This window comes from Lentzea aerocolonigenes, from assembly GCF_000955955.1.
Lineage (GTDB): Bacteria > Actinomycetota > Actinomycetes > Mycobacteriales > Pseudonocardiaceae > Lentzea > Lentzea aerocolonigenes_A.
This window is the reverse complement of the sequence record NZ_JYJG01000003.1, coordinates 125206-145577: the sequence shown is the minus strand read 5'-3', so window position 1 is coordinate 145577 and position 20372 is coordinate 125206. Positions and strand designations below refer to the sequence as shown.

The 20372-nt window shown below is 68.9% G+C and carries 20 protein-coding genes; 6 read left to right on the top strand and 14 right to left on the bottom strand.

Going from position 1 to position 20372, the window contains the following annotated elements; all coding sequences use genetic code 11:
• Positions 1-42 precede the first annotated feature (42 nt).
• Genes UK23_RS01145 through UK23_RS01135 form a run of 3 tightly spaced genes read right to left on the bottom strand, consistent with a single transcriptional unit; the run spans position 43 to position 2512 of the window.
• Positions 43-870, bottom strand: a complete 828-nt coding sequence (locus UK23_RS01145; RefSeq protein WP_231114331.1) for an alpha/beta fold hydrolase — start codon at positions 868-870, stop codon at positions 43-45.
• A gap of 52 nt (positions 871-922) precedes the next feature.
• Complete coding sequence (locus UK23_RS01140) at positions 923-1801, bottom strand: ADP-ribosylglycohydrolase family protein (RefSeq protein WP_196777564.1); 879 nt, start codon at positions 1799-1801, stop codon at positions 923-925.
• 39 nt (positions 1802-1840) lie between these two features.
• Positions 1841-2512, bottom strand: coding sequence for an SDR family oxidoreductase (locus UK23_RS01135; protein WP_045309414.1), 672 nt, complete (start codon positions 2510-2512; stop codon positions 1841-1843).
• Between the two features lie 70 nt (positions 2513-2582).
• On the opposite strand from UK23_RS01135, the gene UK23_RS01130 reads away from it, so the two are divergent.
• Positions 2583-3383, top strand: coding sequence for a LysR family transcriptional regulator (locus UK23_RS01130; RefSeq protein ID WP_045309413.1), 801 nt, complete (start codon positions 2583-2585; stop codon positions 3381-3383).
• Here the strand turns inward: UK23_RS01130 and UK23_RS01125 are convergent.
• Entirely contained in the window at positions 3358-3909 is a 552-nt protein-coding gene (locus UK23_RS01125) for a hypothetical protein (RefSeq protein WP_045309412.1), read from the bottom strand. The two genes, UK23_RS01130 and UK23_RS01125, sit on opposite strands and share 26 nt — an antisense overlap.
• Positions 3910-3990: 81 nt before the next feature.
• On the opposite strand from UK23_RS01125, the gene UK23_RS01120 reads away from it, so the two are divergent.
• On the top strand, positions 3991-4473 hold the full coding sequence (locus UK23_RS01120; protein ID WP_045309411.1) for an HNH endonuclease: 483 nt from the start codon (positions 3991-3993) through the stop codon (positions 4471-4473).
• Here UK23_RS01120 and UK23_RS52450 read toward each other — a convergent pair.
• The 3 genes from UK23_RS52450 to nrdR form a co-directional block, all read right to left on the bottom strand.
• A complete protein-coding gene (locus UK23_RS52450) occupies positions 4451-4918 on the bottom strand; it encodes a hypothetical protein (RefSeq protein ID WP_045309410.1) in 468 nt (155 codons plus the stop codon). The genes UK23_RS01120 and UK23_RS52450 overlap by 23 nt on opposite strands.
• Before the next feature lie 65 nt (positions 4919-4983).
• Positions 4984-7806, bottom strand: a complete 2823-nt coding sequence (locus tag UK23_RS01110; protein ID WP_045309409.1) for a vitamin B12-dependent ribonucleotide reductase — start codon at positions 7804-7806, stop codon at positions 4984-4986.
• A 64-nt stretch (positions 7807-7870) separates the two neighbouring features.
• Positions 7871-8341: a transcriptional regulator NrdR gene (gene nrdR, locus UK23_RS01105; protein ID WP_030464916.1), complete on the bottom strand. Its 471-nt coding sequence runs from the start codon at positions 8339-8341 to the stop codon at positions 7871-7873.
• Between the two features lie 308 nt (positions 8342-8649).
• On the opposite strand from nrdR, the gene UK23_RS01100 reads away from it, so the two are divergent.
• Positions 8650-9069 carry a hypothetical protein gene (locus UK23_RS01100; protein WP_156212631.1) on the top strand — a complete coding sequence of 140 codons (420 nt, stop codon included), beginning with the start codon at positions 8650-8652 and terminating at the stop codon, positions 9067-9069.
• Positions 9042-12086 (top strand): AfsR/SARP family transcriptional regulator, encoded by a 3045-nt coding sequence (locus UK23_RS01095; RefSeq protein WP_231114330.1) that lies wholly within the window; start codon positions 9042-9044, stop codon positions 12084-12086. The genes UK23_RS01100 and UK23_RS01095 overlap by 28 nt, the downstream gene beginning before the upstream one ends.
• Positions 12087-12121: 35 nt before the next feature.
• On the opposite strand, the gene UK23_RS01090 is transcribed toward UK23_RS01095, so the two are convergent.
• From UK23_RS01090 to UK23_RS01080, 3 genes are all read right to left on the bottom strand, one after another.
• Positions 12122-12535, bottom strand: a complete 414-nt coding sequence (locus UK23_RS01090; protein WP_045309408.1) for a hypothetical protein — start codon at positions 12533-12535, stop codon at positions 12122-12124.
• Positions 12536-12558: 23 nt separating this feature from the next.
• A complete protein-coding gene (locus UK23_RS01085) occupies positions 12559-13914 on the bottom strand; it encodes a hypothetical protein (RefSeq protein ID WP_045309407.1) in 1356 nt (451 codons plus the stop codon).
• Positions 13915-14039: 125 nt separating this feature from the next.
• Complete coding sequence (locus UK23_RS01080) at positions 14040-14312, bottom strand: hypothetical protein (protein ID WP_156212630.1); 273 nt, start codon at positions 14310-14312, stop codon at positions 14040-14042.
• Positions 14313-14547: 235 nt separating this feature from the next.
• Here UK23_RS01080 and lexA point away from each other — a divergent pair, with 235 nt between their 5' ends.
• Positions 14548-15225, top strand: coding sequence for a transcriptional repressor LexA (gene lexA, locus UK23_RS01075; RefSeq protein ID WP_045309474.1), 678 nt, complete (start codon positions 14548-14550; stop codon positions 15223-15225).
• Here the strand turns inward: lexA and UK23_RS51160 are convergent.
• The gene (locus UK23_RS51160; RefSeq protein WP_045309405.1) at positions 15209-15949 is read right to left on the bottom strand and encodes a GbsR/MarR family transcriptional regulator; all 741 of its coding nucleotides are present in this window, start codon (positions 15947-15949) and stop codon (positions 15209-15211) included. The two genes, lexA and UK23_RS51160, sit on opposite strands and share 17 nt — an antisense overlap.
• A gap of 109 nt (positions 15950-16058) precedes the next feature.
• Here UK23_RS51160 and UK23_RS01065 point away from each other — a divergent pair, with 109 nt between their 5' ends.
• Positions 16059-17195, top strand: coding sequence for a cytochrome P450 (locus tag UK23_RS01065; protein WP_231114329.1), 1137 nt, complete (start codon positions 16059-16061; stop codon positions 17193-17195).
• A gap of 231 nt (positions 17196-17426) precedes the next feature.
• Here the strand turns inward: UK23_RS01065 and UK23_RS01060 are convergent, their stop codons facing one another.
• From UK23_RS01060 to UK23_RS01050, 3 genes are read right to left on the bottom strand one after another with little or no spacing between them, the layout of a single operon-like run.
• Positions 17427-18341 carry a hypothetical protein gene (locus UK23_RS01060; protein ID WP_330769784.1) on the bottom strand — a complete coding sequence of 305 codons (915 nt, stop codon included), beginning with the start codon at positions 18339-18341 and terminating at the stop codon, positions 17427-17429.
• A gap of 35 nt (positions 18342-18376) precedes the next feature.
• Positions 18377-19837 (bottom strand): GTPase HflX, encoded by a 1461-nt coding sequence (hflX, locus tag UK23_RS01055; RefSeq protein ID WP_045309402.1) that lies wholly within the window; start codon positions 19835-19837, stop codon positions 18377-18379.
• Between the two features lie 25 nt (positions 19838-19862).
• The gene (locus tag UK23_RS01050; RefSeq protein WP_045309401.1) at positions 19863-20363 is read right to left on the bottom strand and encodes an ArsR/SmtB family transcription factor; all 501 of its coding nucleotides are present in this window, start codon (positions 20361-20363) and stop codon (positions 19863-19865) included.
• Positions 20364-20372 lie beyond the last annotated feature (9 nt).

Below are 20372 nucleotides of genomic sequence, written 5' to 3'. Positions count from 1 at the left end.
GCTACGAGCGTCCGGTCAAAAACTCAACACGCGATGAATAAATCACACCGTCGGGGTAAAGCCCCTGATCAGCGCGGCGATCTCGGCCAGGTCCTCCTCCAGCGCGAAGTGACCGGTGTCGAGCAGGTGCAACCGCGCGTCAGGCACGTCGCGCAGGTACGCCTTGGCACCGGGCTCGATGAAGAACGGGTCGCCGCGGCCCCACGCGATCAGCGTCGGCGGCTGGTGTTCGCGCAGGTAGGCCTGCCATTCCGGGTACTTGGCAACGTTGGTGTGATAGTCGAGGAACAGGTCGATCTGAGGCTGCGGGCGCAGGTCCAGGTAGTGCTGGTCGAGGGTCCACGTGTCGGGCGAGATCGTCTCGGGTTCACGGGCGCCTTCGAGGTAGCCGAACTTCGTGTACTCCAGGGCGAGCAGGTCGCGGGCGGCCTGCGGGTCGCGGTTGGCGACGAAGCCCTTGGCCAGGTCCGACAGTCCGTCCTCGTAGGCGTTGCCGTTCTGGACGATCAGGCCCTTGATCCACTCGGGGTGGCGTGTCGCGATGCGGAAGCCGACCGGGGCGCCGAAGTCGAAGACGTACATCGAGAAGCCCCTGAAACCGATGGTGTCCAGGAACTTCTCGATGACGTCGGCGAGGAAGTCGAACGTGTGAGGCCGCTCCGGGGCGTCGCTGTGGCCGGAGCCGGGGTTGTCCGGCGCGACGATGTGGAAGTCGCCCTTGAGCTCCTCGATGAGCCGCGCGTACTGGTGCGAGGCGGACGGGAAGCCGTGCAGGAGCAGCAGTTTGGGCGCATTCGGGTCACCGGCCTCCCGGTAGAAGACCTGGAGGCCGTCGACGTCCGCGAACCGATGCCTTGTCACATGCTTCATAGCCGTCATGACACATTAGGCTAATGCGTAAACGGCTCGCTGTACAGTTAGATCACTGGCGGCTCGCCCAGTCCGGCAGCTCCTCGCGTTCCGCGACCCACTCCGGTGGAGGTGTGGCGACGATGCCGCCCACGATCGCGGCCGTGGTGTCGACGTCTCCCCCGGCTTGTACGCAGGTCGTGATGGCCTTGCGGTAGTCACCGAGGTGGTGGGCGGCGACCCAGAGCGTGAACGGGACGGTGTCCTGCGCTGTGACGCGGGAGCCGTTGCCGAGGAGGTACGCGGCTTCCTCGGCGGTGGCGATCCCGCGTGCCTTCTCGATTCCCTTGCGCACGAAGGAGTTGCCTTCGAGGTGGTCGAGCACGCCGGCGAGCAGGTCCGGTTCGGTGCCTGTCAGACGGGCGTGCGTCGCGATGGCCGCGGCGTGTGCCACGGCCACTCCGCCCGCGATGCCCTCCGGGTGCTGGTGGGTCACCTCGCTGGCCTGGATCGCTTTCACCGTCAGGGTTTTCGGGTCGTCGGCGAAGTACGCGCCGAGCGGGGCGATCCGCATGGCGGCGCCGTTCCCGCACGAACCCTGACCGTCGAACGCGCTACTGGCCGCCTCTTTCCACGGCGTGCCCTGACGGATCTTGCGCAGGATGGTGAAAGCGCCCGCGCCGTACCCGCGATAGGGCTCGCAGCGATCGGCGAACGTCGCCGCGAGCCGGTTCTGTTCGAGGTCACCGTGATCACGCAGCTCGGCGACCAGATTGCAGGCCATTTCGGTGTCGTCGGTCCACTCCCAGGGCCCTCGTGGCGGCTTGCCGGCCACGAGGTCGGACAGCGAGCGGCCGACCATGAAGAACTGTGCGCCCAGAGCGTCGCCGACGGAGAGCCCGTCGAGCGAGGCGTATGCGAGGTCCAGGCGCGCACGAGTGTGCAGAACCATGCGCATCACCTGCGATTTTACCTGGCCTCGCAACGGATTTCAGGCGAGCACGGTGCCGCCGTCGACCGTGAGGATCGTGCCGGTCGCCCACGGCTGCGTCATCAGGTACAGGAACGCGTGCGCGATCTCCTCGACTTCGCCGACCCGCTGCAACGGCAGCGTCTTGCCGACATCCGTGTAGAGCTGCTCGGCGTCCGGTCCCCACAACGGGCTGCGCACCACGCCGGGGCTGACCGCGTTGACCCGCAACGGTGCCAGCTCGATCGCGAGTGCCTTGGTGAGCGCCTCGACCGCGCCGCAGACGCTCGCCGCGACCGCCCAGCCCGGTCCAGGCCTGTCCTTCGCGATGCCCGTGGTGAGCGTGATCGACGTGGTGACCCGCGCGGCTTTGACGGCGTCGAGCACGCTGAAGTACCTGAGGCCGAAGAAGGTCCTCGCGCGGTCGCGGTCGAAGTCCTCGAGCGTCATCAGCTCGAGCGGCTCCCCCGCCGTGTAGACGAGGTGGTCGATCTCGCCGATGGCGTCGAAGGCCGCGGTGATGGCGGCGGGATCGTTCAGATCGGCCGCGTGGTGGGCGAAGCCTTGCTGCGGTTTGCGCGAGACGATCGTGACCTCGGCACCCGCCTCCAGTGCTGCTCTCGCCGTGGCCAGGCCGATTCCCGAGGAGCCGCCGAGGATCGCGACCCTCTGTCCGTCCAGTGTGGATTTCATGGCTCCAGCCTGCGCCCGCGGTGGGCACGCGGTCCAAGACCTGCTCGGTCGTCTGTCATACCCTGGAGGTATGGACCTGGACCTGCGGAAGCTGCGGTACTTCGTGGCGGTCGCGGAGCACCTGAGCTTCGGCCGCGCGGCCGAGGCGCTGCACATCGCGCAACCCGTGCTGTCACGGCAGATCCGCGCGTTCGAGGCGGAGCTGAAGGTGCAGCTGTTCGACCGCTCGTCGAAGGGCACGTCGTTGACGCCGGCAGGCACGCAACTGCTGGCCGACGCACGGCCGTTGCTCGCGCAGGCGTCGGCGTTGCTGCGCCGGGTGGGCGTGGCGGACACGTTCACGGTCGGGTTCATGCCGGGCCTGATCGTGACGCCGGCGGTGCGCGTCCTGACGTCGCGGCATCCGGGTCTGCGGGTCGAGGTGTTGCGCACGACGTGGGAGGACCAGGTCGAGGTGATCCACGACGGGCGCGTGGACGTCGGCTATGTGCGGCTGCCGGTGCCTGCCGCTGGGCTTTCGATCATGCCGCTGTTCAGCGAGCCGCGCGTGGCCGTGGTGCCGGCGACGCATCGGTTGGCGGGCAAGGAGAGCGTGCTCGACGCGGACCTGTCCGGCGAGCGGCGCGTGCAGCACACCGACCCGCCGGGGTTCCGGTCCGTCGAGGAGAAGCTGGAGCACGTCGCGATGCACGGAGGGGTGGCCGTCCTGCCGTTGTCGACCGCGGTGTTCTACTCGCGCGACGACCTGGTGCACGTGCCGATCGAGGACATCGCGCCGAACGAGGTGGCGCTGGCGTGGGCCTCTCACCGGCACACGCCGTTGATCGCCGAATTCGCAGAAATAGTTACCGAGATTGCCCGGCAGGTGTGAACACGAAGCTGTCGCGGAACCCGCCGTCACCGCGCCGCGTCGCCATCAGCCGCAGCTCCGGCATGAAGTGGAAGAACACGAGCGATCCCGACCGGTCCGGATAGCCGAGCGTCTTCGAGTACTTGGGGTTCGTGCCGCCCAGCCACAACGGCGGCTCGCCGTACTCCTCGATCACGTCGTCGAGCAGGCAGTCCCGTTCGCCCAGCACACCGGGAATCCGGCTGTCCGCGTCGAGCGACAGCCACCCCTGCCGGTGCGCGAGATCCGCGTACACCGACGCCATGACGTCCTCGCTGCGATGACCGAGCACCTCGTGCACCGCGCCGCTCACCATCGCCGCGTTGGCAGCCCCGCGCGCAACGAGGGCGTCGAGCTCCGTCTGCCAGCGGTCGGTGCGGTCGTCGGCGAACGCCAGCGCGTCCAGCAGCGTCAGGATCACCGGCTCGCCCCCGTACATGCCGGGGCGGCGCACGGCGGCGTTCAGCTGGCCGAGCAGGTAACCGCGTAAGTCGTCGAACGAGCGCATTCCCGTTGTTCTATCAGTTGCGCGGAGGTGAAACGCAATCGCCTTCGTCACCGACAGGGAGGTCAACATCTGGGAGGTCGCATGATCGTCAGCAACGAGCAGATCGCCGAGCACTGGGGTGAGGCCCCCGAACGATGCTGGCGCTGCGGCTACAAATCGGGGCTGGAGCAGTGCCACATCGTGCCGGCGTCACTGGGCGGCGGCGACTCGGCGGACAACCTCGTGCTGCTGTGCGGCCGGTGCCACAACGAGGCGCCGAACCACCAGGATCCGCAGTACCTGTGGCGGTGGCTGCGGGCCACACGCACCGAGTCCACCGACACGTACTGGACGATCCGCGGCTGGGAGGAGTTCGAGGTCATGTTCGGCCGCAAGCCGCTCTCGTGCTTCACGGACGCCGGCGACCTGACGACCGAATGCCGTGAGCTGGCCGCCGACGAGTTCGCGAAGACCGTGGACCGCTTCGGCGAGGGCCTCAACCCGTCCACGATCGCGTGCATGATCGCGGAGGTCGAGAAGAAGCTGGCTCAACGCCACGGGATCACGCTTCCGGACGCGGCCTGACCAGCAGCGCCGCCATCCAGTTGAAGACCTTCGGGTCCCCGAGCCCTGACGCGGTGAGCCATCGCGCCGCGCGCCGCGCCTGCTCCCCGTCCTGGATCAACCCGTGCGGTCCGGGCACGACACCCGTGGCGTCGCGGACGTCCTCCACCAGGCCGCCGAGGCACCTCCACGTGTGCCAGAACTCTCCGTCCGGGTCCTCGCCGACGAGCTCGCACCCGAGCACGTCACCCGCGGGCATCGGTTCCGCGAATCGCCACGCAGGGGCGTCGACGAGGTGAAACCCCACCGCGAACACGTGAGTGCCGGGCGCCTGCGCGCGCACCCGCTCGGCCTGCGCGCGGTCGTTGAAGAACGTCTCCTCGGCCAGGTCCACCACGCAGTCGCTCATCGACACCAGACCGGGCTCGGTCGTCGCCACCCGCCAGCCCACGAACACGAAACCCATCGCTTCCCCCTGAACGACGGGTGGGCGGCCCCGAGGAGCCGCCCACCCGGTCACATCACCTCGGCTCAGCTGCAGCCGGACGTGCTGCCGCAGCCCTCGCACAGGTAGCAGGACCCGGCCGGACGCATCTTCGTGCCGCACGTCATGCACAGCGGCGCGTCAGCGGCCTTGCCCAGGTGCAGCTCCAGCAGCTCCGTCGAGCTGCCGACCTGCTTCGGAGCAGCGGCCTCGACCTGAGCCGGAACCGCCTCCACCGAACCGCGCAGACCCTCGATGTCCACTTCGGACGTCGTCGGCGCGGCACCGTAGTCGTTGGCCACCTGCGCCGAACGCTCGTCGGCCGTGAAGATGCCGAGCTGCGCGCGCTTGTCGTAGGACAGGTAGTCCAGAGCCAAGCGGCGGAACAGGTAGTCGAGCACCGAGGTCGCGATCCGCACGTCCGGGTCGTCGGTCATGCCCGCCGGCTCGAAGCGCAGGTTCTGGAACTTCGAGACGTAGAACTCGAGCGGGATGCCGTACTGCAGACCCACCGAGATGGACATCGAGAACGCGTCCATCACGCCGGCCAGCGTCGAACCCTGCTTGCCCAGCTTGACGAAGATCTCGCCCAGGCCGTTGTCCGGGTACGAACCGGCGTGCAGGTAGCCCTCGGCGCCACCGACCGTGAACGACACGGTCTGCGACGGGCGCTTCTTCGGCAGGCGCTTGCGGACCGGGCGGTACTCGACGACGGTCTCGGTCTTGGCCTCGGTGCCCTTGTTCGCACCCTTGCCCGCCGACAGCGGCTGGCCGACCTTGCAGTTGTCGCGGTAGATCGCGAGCGCCTTCAGGCCGAGCTTCCAGCCCTGGTAGTAGATCTCCTCGACCTCCTCGACGGTCGCCGTCTCCGGCATGTTGACCGTCTTGGAGATCGCGCCGGACAGGAACGGCTGCGTGGCCGCCATCATCCGCACGTGGCCCATGGGCGCGATGGAACGCTCGCCCATCGCGCAGTCGAAGACCTCGTAGTGCTCACGACGCAGGCCCGGCGCGTCCACGACGTGGCCGTGCTCGCCGATGAACTCGACGATCGCCTCGATCTGCTCGTCCTGGTAGCCCAACGCCTTCAGCGCGCGCGGCACCGTCTGGTTGACGATCTGCATCGAGCCGCCGCCGACGAGCTTCTTGAACTTGACCAGGGCCAGGTCCGGCTCGATACCGGTGGTGTCGCAGTCCATCATCAGGCCGATGGTGCCGGTCGGGGCCAGCACGGACGCCTGGGCGTTGCGCCAGCCGTTCTTCGCGCCGATCTCCAGCGCCTGCTGCCACGCCTCGGTCGCGACCTTGTGCACCGACGAGTCGTTCGCGTGGTACGTGCGGATCAGGTCGTTGGCGGCGGCGTGCTTGCGCATGACGCGCTGGTGCGCGGTCTCGTTGCGCTTGTAGCCGTCGTACGCGCCGACGATGCCCGCGAGCTCCGCGGAACGGCGGTAGGACACACCCGTCATCAACGACGTGATGGTCGCCGCGAGCGCGCGGCCACCCTCGGAGTCGTACGCGTGGCCGGTCGCCATCAGCAGCGCGCCGAGGTTGGCGTAGCCGATGCCGAGCTGGCGGAACTTGCGGGTGGTGTCCGCGATCGGCTCGGTCGGGAAGTCCGCGAAGCAGATCGAGATGTCCATCGCGGTGATGATCAGCTCGACGGCCTTGGCGAACGTGACGGCGTCGAACTTGCCGTCGTCACCCAGGAACTTCATCAGGTTCAGCGACGCGAGGTTGCAGCTGGAGTTGTCCAGGTGCATGTACTCCGAGCACGGGTTGGACGCGGTGATGCGGCCGGACTCGGGGCAGGTGTGCCAGTCGTTGATCGTGTCGTCGTACTGGATGCCGGGGTCGGCGCACTCCCACGCGGCCTTGGCGAGCTTGCCGAACAGCTCCTTGGCGTCGACGCGCTCGATGACCTCGCCGGTCTGCCGGCCGCGCAGACCGAAGTCGCCGCCGTTCTCGTAGGCGTGCATGAACTCGTCCGACACGCGGATCGAGTTGTTCGCGTTCTGGTACTGCACCGACACGATGTCCGCGCCGCCGAGGTCCATGTCGAACCCGGCGTCCCGCAGCGCGCGGATCTTGTCCTCTTCGCGCGCCTTGGTCTCGATGAACTCGACGACGTCCGGGTGGTCGACGTCGAGGACGACCATCTTGGCCGCGCGGCGGGTGGCGCCACCGGACTTGATGGTGCCCGCGGACGCGTCGGCGCCGCGCATGAACGACACCGGGCCGGACGCGGTGCCGCCGGAGGACAGCAGCTCCTTCGACGAACGGATGCGCGAGAGGTTCAGGCCGGCACCGGAGCCGCCCTTGAAGATCAGGCCCTCCTCGCGGTACCAGTTCAGGATCGACTCCATCGTGTCGTCGACCGCGAGGATGAAGCACGCGCTGACCTGCTGCGGCGAGCTGGTGCCGACGTTGAACCACACCGGCGAGTTGAAGCTGAACACCTGGTGCAGAAGCATGTAGGTGAGCTCGTGCTCGAAGATCTCGGCGTCCGCGTCGTTCGCGAAGTAGCCGTGCTCCTTGCCCGCGCCGACGTACTTCTTCACGACGCGGTCGATCAGCTGGCGCAGCGACTGCTCGCGCACCTCGCTGCCGACGGCACCGCGGAAGTACTTGCTGGTGACGATGTTGGTGGCGTTCACCGACCAGGAAGCGGGGAACTCGACACCGCGCTGCTCGAAGTTCACCGAGCCGTCACGCCAGTTCGTCATGACGACGTCGCGGCGCTCCCACGTGACCTCGTCATAGGGGTGGCGGCCTTCGGTGGTGTAGACGCGCTGGACCTTCAGCGCGGCAGGCTTCGCAGCCGCCCGTGCGGCTGTCTTCTTGGCTGAGCCGCCGACGGTCTCGGTCACGGTGGATCTCCCTCGTGCTGGTGCTTAGAAAGTTGATGTGGGCACGCGCTGTGGAGCGCGTGGATCACTGCTCGGCCGGTGCTTCCTCGGCTCTGGCAGTGCGAAGATCAAGAATTTCCTTCTCGAAGTCCTCGACGGACGAGAAGGACCTGTAGACGCTCGCGAAGCGCAGATAAGCGACCTCGTCGAGCTCACGCAGGGGGCCGAGAATGGCGAGGCCCACCTCGTGACTGGCGATTTCCGCACATCCCGTCGACCGGATCGACTCTTCCACTCGCTGGGCGAGCTGCTGGAACGCGTCCTCGTCGACCGGGCGGCCCTGGCACGCCCTGCGCACGCCGACGACCACCTTGTCGCGGCTGAAAGGCTCCGTCACCCCGGAGCGCTTGACCACGGCGAGAACCGCTTCTTCGACCGTGGTGAACCTTCGGCTGCAGCTGTTGCAGGAGCGACGACGACGGATCACCTGGCCCTCGTCGACCTCCCGGGAGTCCACCACCCGTGAGTCCGAATGACGGCAGAACGGACACCGCACGTCTGTTCACCCCTCCCCGGCGCAGCACTGGTCACAGCAGTCACACAGGGGGCGGGGTTACCCACAACCTGTGGACTACTTACAACCATGTAACCACTAGATGTAGGGGTAGAACCTAGATCGCAACGCAAGAGGTTGCAACTCGACACGGCGTGTCGGGCGACACTCGGATGGAGGAATCCTGGATGAACTGGGGCTACTACGCAGCGGCGTCGGCACGTGACCGTCGCGCAACCTACGGGGCGGCGCTCGCGTGATATTCCTGTGACGTGTCACTCGGGTGGCGCAACGATCAGAGGGAGATCATCTTGGGGGCTGGGGTGAAGAGGGCCGCACTGCTGGCTCTGCTGGTGGCCGCGAGCGGCGTGGTGGCACCTGCGGCACAGGCCGCCACGGTGGGCGTGACCGCCACGTGCACCGACGGAGACTTCAGCGGCAAGTTCACGCTGTGGTACGACCTCGGCGCGGAGTACCGGCTGAGGAGAGGCCGGGGCGCGGCCGGTCCGTACATCGCCGACACCGGCGCGATGCACGTGAAGGTCCACCACCGCGTGGGAACCACGCAGACCACGGTGCTCACGCGGTCGACGTCCGGCCTGAAGTCGGACGAGAGCGGCGAGGTCGCCGTCAACGGCACGAAGGTGCCGAGCTCGGGGCGCGCCTGGTTCGAGGTGCGGTTCGCCGACCGCAGCGGCACGAAGTGCACGGCCGAGAAGGACCTCCGCTGAGGTATCGGCTGCTCGGACCGGTCACGGTCCTCGGTCCGGCCGGGCCGGTGCGCCCGGCCGGACCGAAACAGGCGACGGTGCTGGCGGCGCTGCTGCTCAGCCCCGGCCGGGTCGTGCCGGAGGACCGGCTGATCGACCTGACCTGGGGTGAGCAGGCGCCGCGCAGCGCCCGCGGGCGGCTGCAGGTGCACGTGTCCGACCTGCGCAAACTGATCGGCGCCGACGTGATCACGCGCGGCGCGTCCGGCTACTCGATCGAGGTCGCGCCGGGTGAACGCGACCTCGACCTGTTCGACGACGCCGTCGCTCAGGCCCGGACGCTGACCGGCGAGGCCGCGATCGCACGGCTGCGCGACGCGCTCGCGTTGTGGACGGGCACGCCGCTCGACGGCGTCAGCGACGAACTGGCCGAGCTGGAACGCCCGGCGCTGACCGAACGACGACTCGCGATCGCCGAGGAGCTGCACGAGCTCCAGGTCGCCGGCGGCCACCACGCGGAAGCGCTCGGAGACCTGCGAAAGCTCGTCGACGAGCACCCGTTCCGCGAACGGCCGCGTGCGGCGTTGATGCTCGCGCTGCACCGGTGCGGACGGACCGCAGAGGCGCTGGAGGTGTACTCCCAGGGTCACGAACTACTGGTGTCCGAGCTCGGCATCGAGCCGGGACAGGCGTTGCGCGAGGCGCATCTGCGCGTCCTGCGCGGCGAGGACCAGGTCTGCGCCCCGGCGTTCACCGAGGTGCGGCCTGCCGAACTTCCCCTGGTGGCACGGGGTTTCGCGGGTCGCGCCGCCGAGCTGGCCGCGCTGGAGGACGGCGAGGACGGCGTGTGGCTGATCACCGGTACCGCCGGCGTCGGGAAGACCGCGCTCGCCGTGCGGTGGGCGCACGCCGCCCGTGACCGGTACCCCGACGGACAGCTGTACGTGAACCTGCGCGGGTTCGACGCCGACGACGAACCGCTCAGCCCGACCGCCGCACTGGCGCAGCTGCTGCGCGCGCTCGGCGCCACACCGTCCGAATCGGACGACCAAAGTGGACTCTTCCGGTCGCTGCTCGCGGACCGGAAAGCTTTGGTGGTACTGGACAACGCGCGCGACGCCGCCCAGGTGCTGCCGTTGCTGCCGTCGTCCGGCCGCGTGCTGGTGACGAGCAGGCACCGGCTGGGCGATCTGGTCGCCCGCACCGGCGCCCGCACGATCACCCTCGCCCAACTCCCCGAACACGACTCGCACGCACTGCTCGTCTCGGCGCTCGGCGAGGACCGCGTTGCCGCTGAACCCGCCGCCGCGGCCGACCTGGCAGAGGTGTGCGGGCATCACCCGCTGGCGTTGCGGATCGCCGCGGCAGGCGTGGGCGCGAGCATCGCGTCAGCGGTCGCGGAGCTGCGCGCCGACCCGCTGCTCGCCTTCGACGGCGCGGAGCAGAGCGCGGTCGCCACGGCGTTCTCCGTGTCCTACCAAGCACTTCCGGCGGACCAGCAGCGGCTCTTCCGGCTGCTCGGCGTCGTGCCGGGACCGGATTTCACGCCGCACGACGCGGCGGCGTTGCTCGATGCCGACGCCGGTGTCGCGACCCGGTTGCTGCGCGGTCTGAGTGCCGCGAACCTGGTCGAGGCGCATGCGCCGGGCCGCTACCGGTTCCACGACCTGGTCCGCCGCTACGCCGAGGAACGCTCGGACAGCGGGGAGACCACGCCGGCGTGGGAACGACTGTTCGCCGGCTACCTCGCGGCTGCGGACGCGGCCGTGGCGCTGCTGGGCAAGCGCGTGGTGTCACTTCCTCGTGACGACGAACCCGCCGGGAGCCCGGTGCGGTTCGCTTCGAGCGCGGAAGCCGTGGCGTGGCTGGACGTGGAGGCGCCCAACCTGGTCGCGGCGTTGCGCCGCGCCGCGGTGACGGGCCCGCGCCCGCAGGTCTGGTACCTGGCCGACGCGGTCCGGCGGTTCTTCCACGACCACGGCCGGCGCGCGGAGTGGCTGGAGCTCGCGTCGGTGCTGCTGCCCGCGGCCCGCCGGCACGGAGCGCACGCGGCGGAAGCGTTGCTGCGCCTGACGATGGGAGGCGCGGCCTTCCGCGAGGGACGGCACACCGACGGCGTCGCGCACACCGAGGAGGCGGCGCGGGCCAGCCGCACGTGCGGCTGGCGCGAGTGCGAGGCGACGGCCGTGTCGAACCTCGGGTCGATGCTGGACTGGACGGGCAGGCTCGCCGAGGCGGTCGAGCACAGCAGTCGTGCGATCGAGCTGTTCCGCGAGCTGGGCAACCCGTCGGGCGAGAGTCACGCGCTGAACTCATTGAGCTGTCACTACCGGCAGCTCGGCAGGCTTGACGAGGCCAGGAAGTGCCTCGACGATTCCGTCCGGTTGTGTCGCGACCATTCTCTCGCTTTCTGGGAGGCCGCCAACCTGGCGGACCTGGGGTCGGTGCTGCTGGCGCTCGGCGACGTCGAGGACGCCGAGCACACGCTGCTGCTCGCGCTGGAGTCGTTCCGCGAGCAGGGATCCCGCTTCGGCGAGGCGACCGCACTGAGCGGGTTGTGCGCCGTGCACCTGGCCCGCGACGACCACGACACGGCCCGCCGGACCGCCGCCTCTGCGCTCGGATGCGCCCGTCAGGACGGTGACCAGCAGGCCGAGACCGTCGCGTTGATCGGGCTGGGCCGCGCGACGGCTGGGACCGAGCATCTGGTGCGGGCGTTGGAGATCGCGACGCGGTCCGGCCTGCGCGGACTGGAGGCGGAGGCGTCCGCCGCGCTCGCCTGCGTCCTCGCCGCGACCGATCCGGCGGCGGCGCGGCCGCACGCGACCGCCGCCCTCGACGTGGCGCGAGCGGGCGGATTCCGGCTCCTGGAGGCGGAGGCACTGCTCGCCGTCGCCGCCGTGGAGTCCGCCTCCGATCAGGACACGCAGGCCGGACACGCGGTGCGGGAGGCCCTGCGCATCTGCCGCGACACCGGACATGTCACCGGGGCCGCACGCGCGACGCGCACCCTGCAGGGCCTCACCGCGAGGTCGTGAGCGGGGTCCGCCCGCACCCGCTCACGACCGAGCTGTCAGGCCACGCCCGTGTCGGTGTCGCAGTACTTGAGAGTCGCGCCCTTCTCCTTCTGCAGACACACCTGCAGGTACACCTTGGTGCCCTCGGGGATGTTGATGTCGTCCGGGTAGGTGTTGCAGTTCAGCCGCGGGTCCTGGTGGTGGCCCGAGTGGTGCCACAGCTTGTACTCGTGCGTGATCCCGTTGTACGTGTACGTGAGACGGCCGCGCACGCCGAGGTCGTCGTAGTCGCGGTCGCAGATCCCGAAGTGCTCGCCGTAGGCCTTGAACCAGGCCATGCCGCCCTTGGGGTCCGGGTCGTCGGTGTAGACGTCGACGTCCCGGGAGGCCGCGGCGCTGGCGACCGGCGCCATCGACAGCACGGTGCCCACGGCGATCGCGGCGGCCGCGACGATTCGTCCAATCCTCATTTTGGTTGCCCTCTCGGTGTTTTCTATCGGGGAGCTTGCACGCGGAGCACTCCGGCGAGTGCCTTCTCCGCGAGCGAGGTGTCGGTGAAGTAGTCCCAGCAGCTGCCGCTGGTGTTGGAGCTGCCGCCGCTGAGCACGCCCTTGGCCGCGACGCCGCCGTCGCCGCGGATCGTGTAGATCGGCGCGCCGGAGTCACCGCCTCTGGTGCACACGCCGTCGCGGTGGCCTTCGGTGGCGTTGCGCAGCAATCTGTTACCGCTGTAGCGGACGGTGACGTACGTGGAAATGACCTTCCAGCCGCACATCTCGCCGGTCTTCTGACCGCTGACGCAGTAGCGGTCGCCGTTGCCGGAACGGTTGCGCCACTTGTCGGTGACCGCGCGGGACTGGCCGGAATTCGGGCCACCGCGATAAACGCGATGACTCGACGCTTTGCCGGAGGACATCTTGATCGTGGAAACGTCGCCCGAGTAGTAGCTCTGGCCGTTCCACTTCACGGAGCCGGTGTTGTTGTTCCAGTTGTCGGCGGTGACCGTGCCCATCGTGCCGTTGTGGTTGCTCGCGGGCTTGTTCAGCGACGTGCAGTGGCCCGCGGTCAACATGTACGACTTGCCTTCGTGCACCCAGCCGAAAGCCGTGCTGCAGTAGTCGAAGTAGGCGCCGCCGTAGTACGGGCTGGAGTCGTCCTGCCGGTTGTCCTTGAGCACCGGCTCGGCCAGGCCGGGCACCAGGTAGAGCGCGACCCGGTCCGCTCCGTACCGCGCGGCCAGCGCCTCCCGCAGTTCCTGCGTCACTTCCGACGCCTTCACCAGCACGCGGTTGTTCGGCGCGTCGACGTACGCGGTGCGCAGCTCGTCACCGCCTGGCAGGGCGGTCTGCAGCACCTCCTGCTGCACCTGGTCGAGGTCGGCGAGGCCGTACCGCACCTTGGGCACGTGCGGGCGCACCATCATCGTGGGTCCGGCTTGGTGCGCGGAGAACGCGTTCGCTTGTGCAGCAGGCTTTTCGGTGACTCCGTCGTCCGGGATGCTGCCGTCGTCCGAGCCCAACCCCAGAGGGCTCGCCGCGACGGTCATGGGCCCGCTCGCGACGTCGACGGCCGGCTGGGCCGCCGTCGTCTTCACCGGCGCGACGACGGTGTCGAACTCCGCGTAGGGCACGGAGAGCTCGGCCGGATTCGCCAGTGCGCGGTCCATCGCGATGTCGAGCGCGGCACGCGTGGAGTCCGGAAGTGACGCCTCGTCCTCACGGGGATCATGCGTGATGACGGCGACCGCGGTGCCGGTCGCGGGCTGGTCGCCGGTGACGGGAGCGGCGTGCGCGGGAACAGCGCTGGTGGCGCTCACCGCGAGCACCAGGCCGACGATCGCGCGTCTCACCGCGACGTCAGCTGGTCACCGGGGTGGTAGGCCTGTCTCGCCATGGTGCCTCCGAAGGTGGTCTCGTCTGTCGCACCGCATGGTGGACAGGGCCACTTCCGTGAGGCTTCGGTTTCGCTTCGGTCTTACGGGGTGACGCCGGCCTGCTGGAGGTAGAGCACACCGAGCGCGATGACGGTGAGGGCGCTCAGCACGCCGACCGCGACGAGTTCGAGCATCGACTCGCGCTTCGGCCGGACCTCGCACGAGCTCGACTCGCGCGACGCGGGCACCGCGACCGGGTACGGCCTGGTCGCCGGGCGCCTCGGCATGACACGGGGACCCGAACGGAGTGGACGCCCCGCTGCGACGTCCGCGTCTTCAACAACGCGCAACCGCTTCTCGACGATTACCGCCATGACGACCTCCATCGCAGGTCAACCACCATGATCGAACAGGGGTTCGATCGAACGTCCGTGCGAATTTCTACCAGACCGACCCGCCGGACGCCACAACACGCGCCCAAATACCTCGAACAGGTGTTTGATCTGTGCAGCAAACACGACTACCGTCGACCACGAAGATCGACGGAGTGCCGGAATCCCATTCGAACTGGGGGCGGCGAGGAGGACAGCGACCGTGGCAGGCAAGACGATCGACCCGGACCCCGCTCTTGTGACAGCAGAGGTAAGTGAGATCGCGGGCAACGCGGGCCTGACTTTGCGTCAGCGCAAGGTACTCGACGTGATTCGCGACTGGGTCGACCGTTTCGGCTATCCGCCGAGCGTGCGCGAGATCGGCGAGGCCGTGGGCCTGACGTCGACCTCGTCGGTCGCGTACCAGCTGCGCGCGCTGGAGCGGAAGGGCTTCCTGCGCCGCGACGCGAACCGCCCGCGCGCAGTCGGCATGCTGCCGCCCGAGATCGACCCCGGTCTCGACCCGATGTCGAAGCCGACCCCCGCGTACGTGCCGATGGTCGGCCGGATCGCGGCCGGTGGGCCGATCCTGGCGGAGGAGTCGATCGAGGACGTGTTCCCGCTGCCGCGCGAGATCGTCGGCGAGGGTGAGCTGTTCCTGCTGCGCGTGGTCGGCGACTCGATGATCGACGCCGCCATCACGGACGGCGACTGGGTCGTCATCCGCAAGCAGCCGACCGCCGACCAGGGCGAGATCGTCGCCGCCATGATCGACGGCGAGGCGACCGTCAAGACGTTCAAGCGCAAGGACGGCCACGTGTGGCTGATGCCGCACAACCCGGCCTACCAGCCGATCAACGGCGACGAGGCCACCATCCTCGGCAAGGTCGTCACCGTGCTCAGGCGTCTCCCGTAACTTCTCCCCGGGCTCGTTTCTTCTTCTCGAAGAACTCGAGCCACTTCTTCCTCGTGGACTCCATGTCCGTGACGACGAACGCGAAGAACTGGCCCATGTCCTTGAGGCGCGCACCCACTGGTGTGTCGAGTCCGAAGATCTCGGACCCGTTCAGTGCGGTGTGCGCCCACATGGCGTTGCGCTCGGCGCTGGCCAGCCACGCCTGGTACCAGAGGTCGTCGTCCAGGAAGTAGCGCATCCGCTTGCCGTCGCGCTCGCTGCGCAGCAGGTGCAGCTCCTCCAAGTATTTCGTCGACCGCGACACCGTGCCCGGACTGACCGACAGCCTCAGCACCAGCTCGGTCGCCGACAGGCTGCCCTTGTCGCACATGAAGATCTCGGCGAGGATCCGCGCCGCCGTCCGGGTGAGCCCGGTCTGGACGAAGACACCGACCAGCGTTAGGTGAAATTCCTTCACCTTTCCGGGGCTGCGGTCGAACGAGTAAGCCTCGTCGTCGATGTCGAGATCGTCGACCGCGGGCATCCGGCGCATCGCCCGCTCGGCCGCCGCCCGGTGCGCCGCCCCCGGCCGGTAGTTGTTGTGGCCCCCGTTGCGGGCCACCTCCCGCTGGATCGTCGAGGCGGGCCTTTGCAACCGCCTCCCGATTTCGGAGTACCCCAGCCCGTCCCAGAGGAACTGGGCGATGAGCTGCCGTTCTTCTTCATCTAGCCGCTTACCAGGCACAACCCCATGGTGCCTTCCCTCGCAGGCCATTGCAATGAGTCTTTTGACTTCGTCCGCAAACGTTTTTAGCTTGCAGGCAGGGGAAAGACCTCGTTGCAAGGGGGAGGCAATGCCACTCAGCCCGATGACGTACCCGGACGGGCACGCAGGCTGGCGAGCGCACGACCACGCCACGGTGCGTGCCGTGCTCGCCGACAGCCGCTTCAGCATCCGGCCGGACAAGATGCACAACCCGTTCGGTCCGGGCAGCCCCGGCGACGCGCCGCCGTCACCGCCCGGCGCGTTCACCGACCACGACCCGCCGGACCACACCCGCTACCGGAGCAAGCTCACCGGCCAGTTCACCGTCCGGCGGATGCGGGTGCTCGCCGAACGACTCGAGACGATCACCGCCTCGCACCTGGACTCGCTGGAGGCCCAGGGCTCGCCCGCGGACCTGGTCGAGCACTTCGCGGTGCCGGTGCCGGGACTGATGATCTGCGAGCTGCTCGGCGTCCCTTTCGAGCGCCGCACGGAGTTCCAGCAGGACGCCGTGCTGCTCACCGGTGCCAGCGGCGCGGAGGCCGGTGAGGCCGAGGCGATGTTCGCCGCGTTCGGGCGCATGCAGCAGTTCATGCTGGAGATGGTGGCTCTGAAGCGTGCGCACCCGACCGACGACGTGCTCAGCGGCCTGGTCAACGGCGAGGCCGACCCTGACAACTCTCTCACTGGCGACCCTCTCACCGACGACGAGATGGCCGCGATGGGCATGGCGCTGCTCGGCGGCGGCCTCGACACGACGACGAACATGCTGTCGCTCGGCGCGCTGGAGCTCATGCGCTCGCCGGCGCAGGTGGGCGCGCTGCTCGCCGATCCCGACGCCGCCGTCGAGGAGCTGCTGCGACATATCAGTCTGACGCCGGCGACGGCCCGCACCGCTCTGGAGGACGCCGAGATCGAGGGCACCCTCGTGCGCGCGGGCGACACCGTGTTCGTCGAACTGCGCTCCGCCAATCACGACCCGGCCCGCTACGCCGATCCGGACGTCCTCGACCTCGCCCGCGGTGCGACCGGGCACCTGGCGTTCGGGCACGGCATCCACCAGTGCATCGGCCAGCACCTCGCCCGGATCGAGCTGAAGATCGCCTTCCCCGCCCTCTTCACCCGCTTCCCGAAGCTGCGCCTCGCCGTCCCCGAGGACGAACTCTCCCACCGCGCGAGCCTGGTGATCGGCGGCCTGGAACGCCTGCCCGTCGCCTGGGACTGACCCCGATATCCAATATATCGGTGCCGCACTCCACTGCTCCTAGCCGCCTTAGCAATGAGTCTTTTGACGACGAAGTCCAAAGAGTCATTGCTAAGCGGCAGGTCAGCAGGGGTGAGGCGTTCAGCGAAGCCTAGATCGTGGACTTGCTGGTCGGCGAGTGCCGGCCTGTCGTCACGAGTGCGGGCTGCGGGTTGAGCGCCGCGGGACGACCGACGACGGGCTGAGCGGCGGTCAGGCTCGGCGGCGCAGGCGGAGTCCGATGACCAGGGCGGCGACGAGAACGATGCCGCCGAAGGTCAGGGCCAGGGGCCAGTTCTGCCAGGAGTTGGACGGCGACTGCGGTGAGGCCTGAGGCTGGTCGGCTGCCGGCGGTGGAGGCGTTGTGGTCGCCGGCGCGGGTGGCCGAGCCAGGGCGGCGGCGCCCGCTACCGAGCGGATCGGGGTGCCGGCGCCTTCCGAGGCGGAGAGCAGGGTGCCGTCCGGGTCGAAGGCGATGGCCTCGCCCTGGGGTTCGTCCGGCAGCGGGATGCGGACCGGATCGCCGGACAGGGCCTTCACCAGATCGCCGCCGGGCACCGGATAGAGGTAGGCGTCGGTGTAGGTGCGCAGGGCGATCACCGAGCCGTCGAGAGTAGAAGCGGCGCCCGTCACCAGGCGCGAGTCGAGGGTGCCTTCCAAGGGGCCGCCCGGGGTGTCGGTCGTCGACAGCGACACGCGCGCGACCTGCTCCAACGGGACTGATATATCGGTTTGGAGCGGGGCCGCCGGGCGATATACCAGTGCGGAGCCGAGGGGTTCTTTGGTGACGATGTACGGGATACCGGACTTGTCGATCAACAAGGCTTCGGCGTCGTGCTTGCCGTCCGGGTACGTGACGCGGAACCGCTCCACGGCGCCCGAGGGCGAGACCTTGTGCAGGGCGACCGTGGAGCGGGACTTGCCGTTGTCGCCGGTGTCGGAGGCCCAGAGGGTGCCGTCCGGCGTCATCGCCAGGTCTTCGACGTCGAACGGGTCGACGGGCGCGGTGATGGTGCGCTTCACGGCGCAGTCACGGCCCATGACCTGGATGCGCAGCGTGCCGTTGTCGCTGTCGCTGACGGCGAAGAACTGGTTTCCGTCGGACGTGAGCCCGGAGAGCTCTTGCATGCTCACCGGGCACACGTCCACCGGTGGAGGCGGGATCAAGCAGGCGTTCCGTTCGTCGCGAACTCCTCGAGCAGGCCCGCGAGGTCCGGGCGCACGCGGGCGGACAGCAGCGTGCCCGACTCCGTGTGCTTCTCGGACAGCACTTCGCCGTCGCGGTGCACGCGGGCGACGACCTCGCCGCGCGCGTACGGGACGAGAGCCTCGACCACGACCTCGGGACGTGGCATCAGCTCCGCGATGCGGACCTTCAGCTCCTCGATGCCGAGCCCCGAGTGCGCCGACACGAACGACGCGTCCGGGAACAGGTGCCGCAGCCGGGCCAGGCCCAGGTCGCCCACCGCGTCGATCTTGTTCACGACGAGCAGCTCGCGCGGCATCGGCGTGCCGGACTCCTCGTTGATCTCGGCCAGCACCTCGCGCACGGCCTTGACCTGCGACTCCGGCATGGCGTCGGAGCCGTCGACCACGTGTACGAGCAGGTCGGCCTGGCCGACCTCCTCCAGCGTCGACCGGAACGCCTCGACCAGCTGGTGCGGCAGGTGCCGGACGAAGCCGACCGTGTCCGTCAGCGTGTACGGCAGGCCCTCCGGCGTCAGCGCGCGGCGCGTCGTCGGGTCGAGGGTGGCGAACAGTGCGTCCTCCACCAGGACACCGGCGTCGGTCAGCGCGTTGAGCAGCGAGGACTTGCCCGCGTTCGTGTAACCCGCGATGGCGACGCTCGGAATCTCGTTCGCGACGCGGCGGCTGCGCTTGGTCTCGCGGATCACCTTGATCGCGGCGAGCTCACGGCGGAGCTTCGAGATGCGGTCGCGGATCCGGCGCCGGTCGGTCTCGATCTTGGTCTCACCGGGACCGCGCAGACCCACACCGCCGTTGCCGCCACCGGCACGACCACCGGCCTGCCTCGACAACGTCTCACCCCAGCCGCGCAGGCGCGGCATCAGGTACTGCAGCTGGGCCAGCTCGACCTGGGCCTTGCCCTCCTTGGACCGCGCGTGCTGCGCGAAGATGTCCAGGATGAGCGCGGTCCGGTCGATGACCTTGACCTTCAGCCGTTCCTCCAGCTGACGCAGCTGGCCCGGCGAGAGCTCACCGTCGCAGATCACCGTGTCCGCGCCGGTCGCCTGCACCACGTCGCGCAGCTCGGAGACCTTGCCGGAGCCGATGTACGTCGCCGCGTCGGGCTTGTCGCGCCGCTGCACCACGCCTTCGAGCACCTCGGAACCGGCGGTCTCGGCGAGGCGCGCCAGCTCGGCCATCGAGGCGTCGGAGTCCGCGGCCGTGCCCTCGGTCCACACCCCGACGAGCACGACCCGCTCCAGGCGAAGCTGCCGGTACTCGACCTCGGTGATGTCCTCGAGCTCGGTGGACAACCCTGCGACACGGCGCAACGCGGCGCGCTCGGCGCGTTCGAAGTCACCTGTGGAGAAGTCCTCCTCTTCCCAAGAGGAGTCGAACTCCGGGTCGAACTCTGTGCTCTGGATGTTTTCCGTCATTTGCCCTTCATCGTCCCATGGACCGTCAGTCCCCCGGATACACCGCGAGGTAGATCGCCACACGGGGAACATCCGGCTTGACCGGTTGCGCGGCCAGCTCATCCATCAACGACGCGAGCCGCTGCTTTAGTTCCTCGGGGTCGACGGTGACGACCAGGCGGCTCTGATCCACGTCCCTGAGCCCGATGTCGGCAACCTCGCCGAGAAAAGCGTGCAGCATCGCCTCGCCGACGGCGACCGCATTTTCGCTGTTGTCGAGCTGCCAGGACAGCCCTGTCGACCGATAGGGGATCTCTTTCGCCCCCCGGTTGCCGGCCCGCGCAGGCATGGCCTCGAGGAACCCGGCGGCGACGAGCTTGCGGACGTGGTGCAGCGTCGTCGCCGGATCCTTGCCGAGCCGCTGCGCCAGCTCCTTGTTGGTCAGCGGCCGGTCGAACGTCATGCGGATCATCCGCAGCCGCAGGTCAGAGCTGAGAGCCGCGGCTTCCTCGCTCGTCGCGGGTCGTCGCTTGCGGGAGAGTGCCACGCGCTCAAG

Excerpts from the sequence above, each read along its gene's own strand:
- UK23_RS01080 (WP_156212630.1), bottom strand. The coding sequence starts at position 14,312 with ATGGCGGTAATCGTCGAGAAGCGGTTGCGCGTTGTTGAAGACGCGGAC.
- UK23_RS01140 (WP_196777564.1), bottom strand. The coding sequence starts at position 1,801 with ATGGTTCTGCACACTCGTGCGCGCCTGGACCTCGCATACGCCTCGCTC.
- UK23_RS01125 (WP_045309412.1), bottom strand. The coding sequence starts at position 3,909 with ATGCGCTCGTTCGACGACTTACGCGGTTACCTGCTCGGCCAGCTGAAC.
- UK23_RS01135 (WP_045309414.1), bottom strand. The coding sequence starts at position 2,512 with ATGAAATCCACACTGGACGGACAGAGGGTCGCGATCCTCGGCGGCTCC.
- UK23_RS01145 (WP_231114331.1), bottom strand. The coding sequence starts at position 870 with ATGAAGCATGTGACAAGGCATCGGTTCGCGGACGTCGACGGCCTCCAG.
- UK23_RS52450 (WP_045309410.1), bottom strand. The coding sequence starts at position 4,918 with ATGGGTTTCGTGTTCGTGGGCTGGCGGGTGGCGACGACCGAGCCCGGT.
- UK23_RS01130 (WP_045309413.1), top strand. The coding sequence starts at position 2,583 with ATGGACCTGGACCTGCGGAAGCTGCGGTACTTCGTGGCGGTCGCGGAG.
- UK23_RS01065 (WP_231114329.1), top strand. The coding sequence starts at position 16,059 with ATGCCACTCAGCCCGATGACGTACCCGGACGGGCACGCAGGCTGGCGA.
- UK23_RS01090 (WP_045309408.1), bottom strand. The coding sequence starts at position 12,535 with ATGAGGATTGGACGAATCGTCGCGGCCGCCGCGATCGCCGTGGGCACC.
- hflX (WP_045309402.1), bottom strand. The coding sequence starts at position 19,837 with ATGACGGAAAACATCCAGAGCACAGAGTTCGACCCGGAGTTCGACTCC.
- UK23_RS01060 (WP_330769784.1), bottom strand. The coding sequence starts at position 18,341 with ATGCAAGAGCTCTCCGGGCTCACGTCCGACGGAAACCAGTTCTTCGCC.
- UK23_RS01120 (WP_045309411.1), top strand. The coding sequence starts at position 3,991 with ATGATCGTCAGCAACGAGCAGATCGCCGAGCACTGGGGTGAGGCCCCC.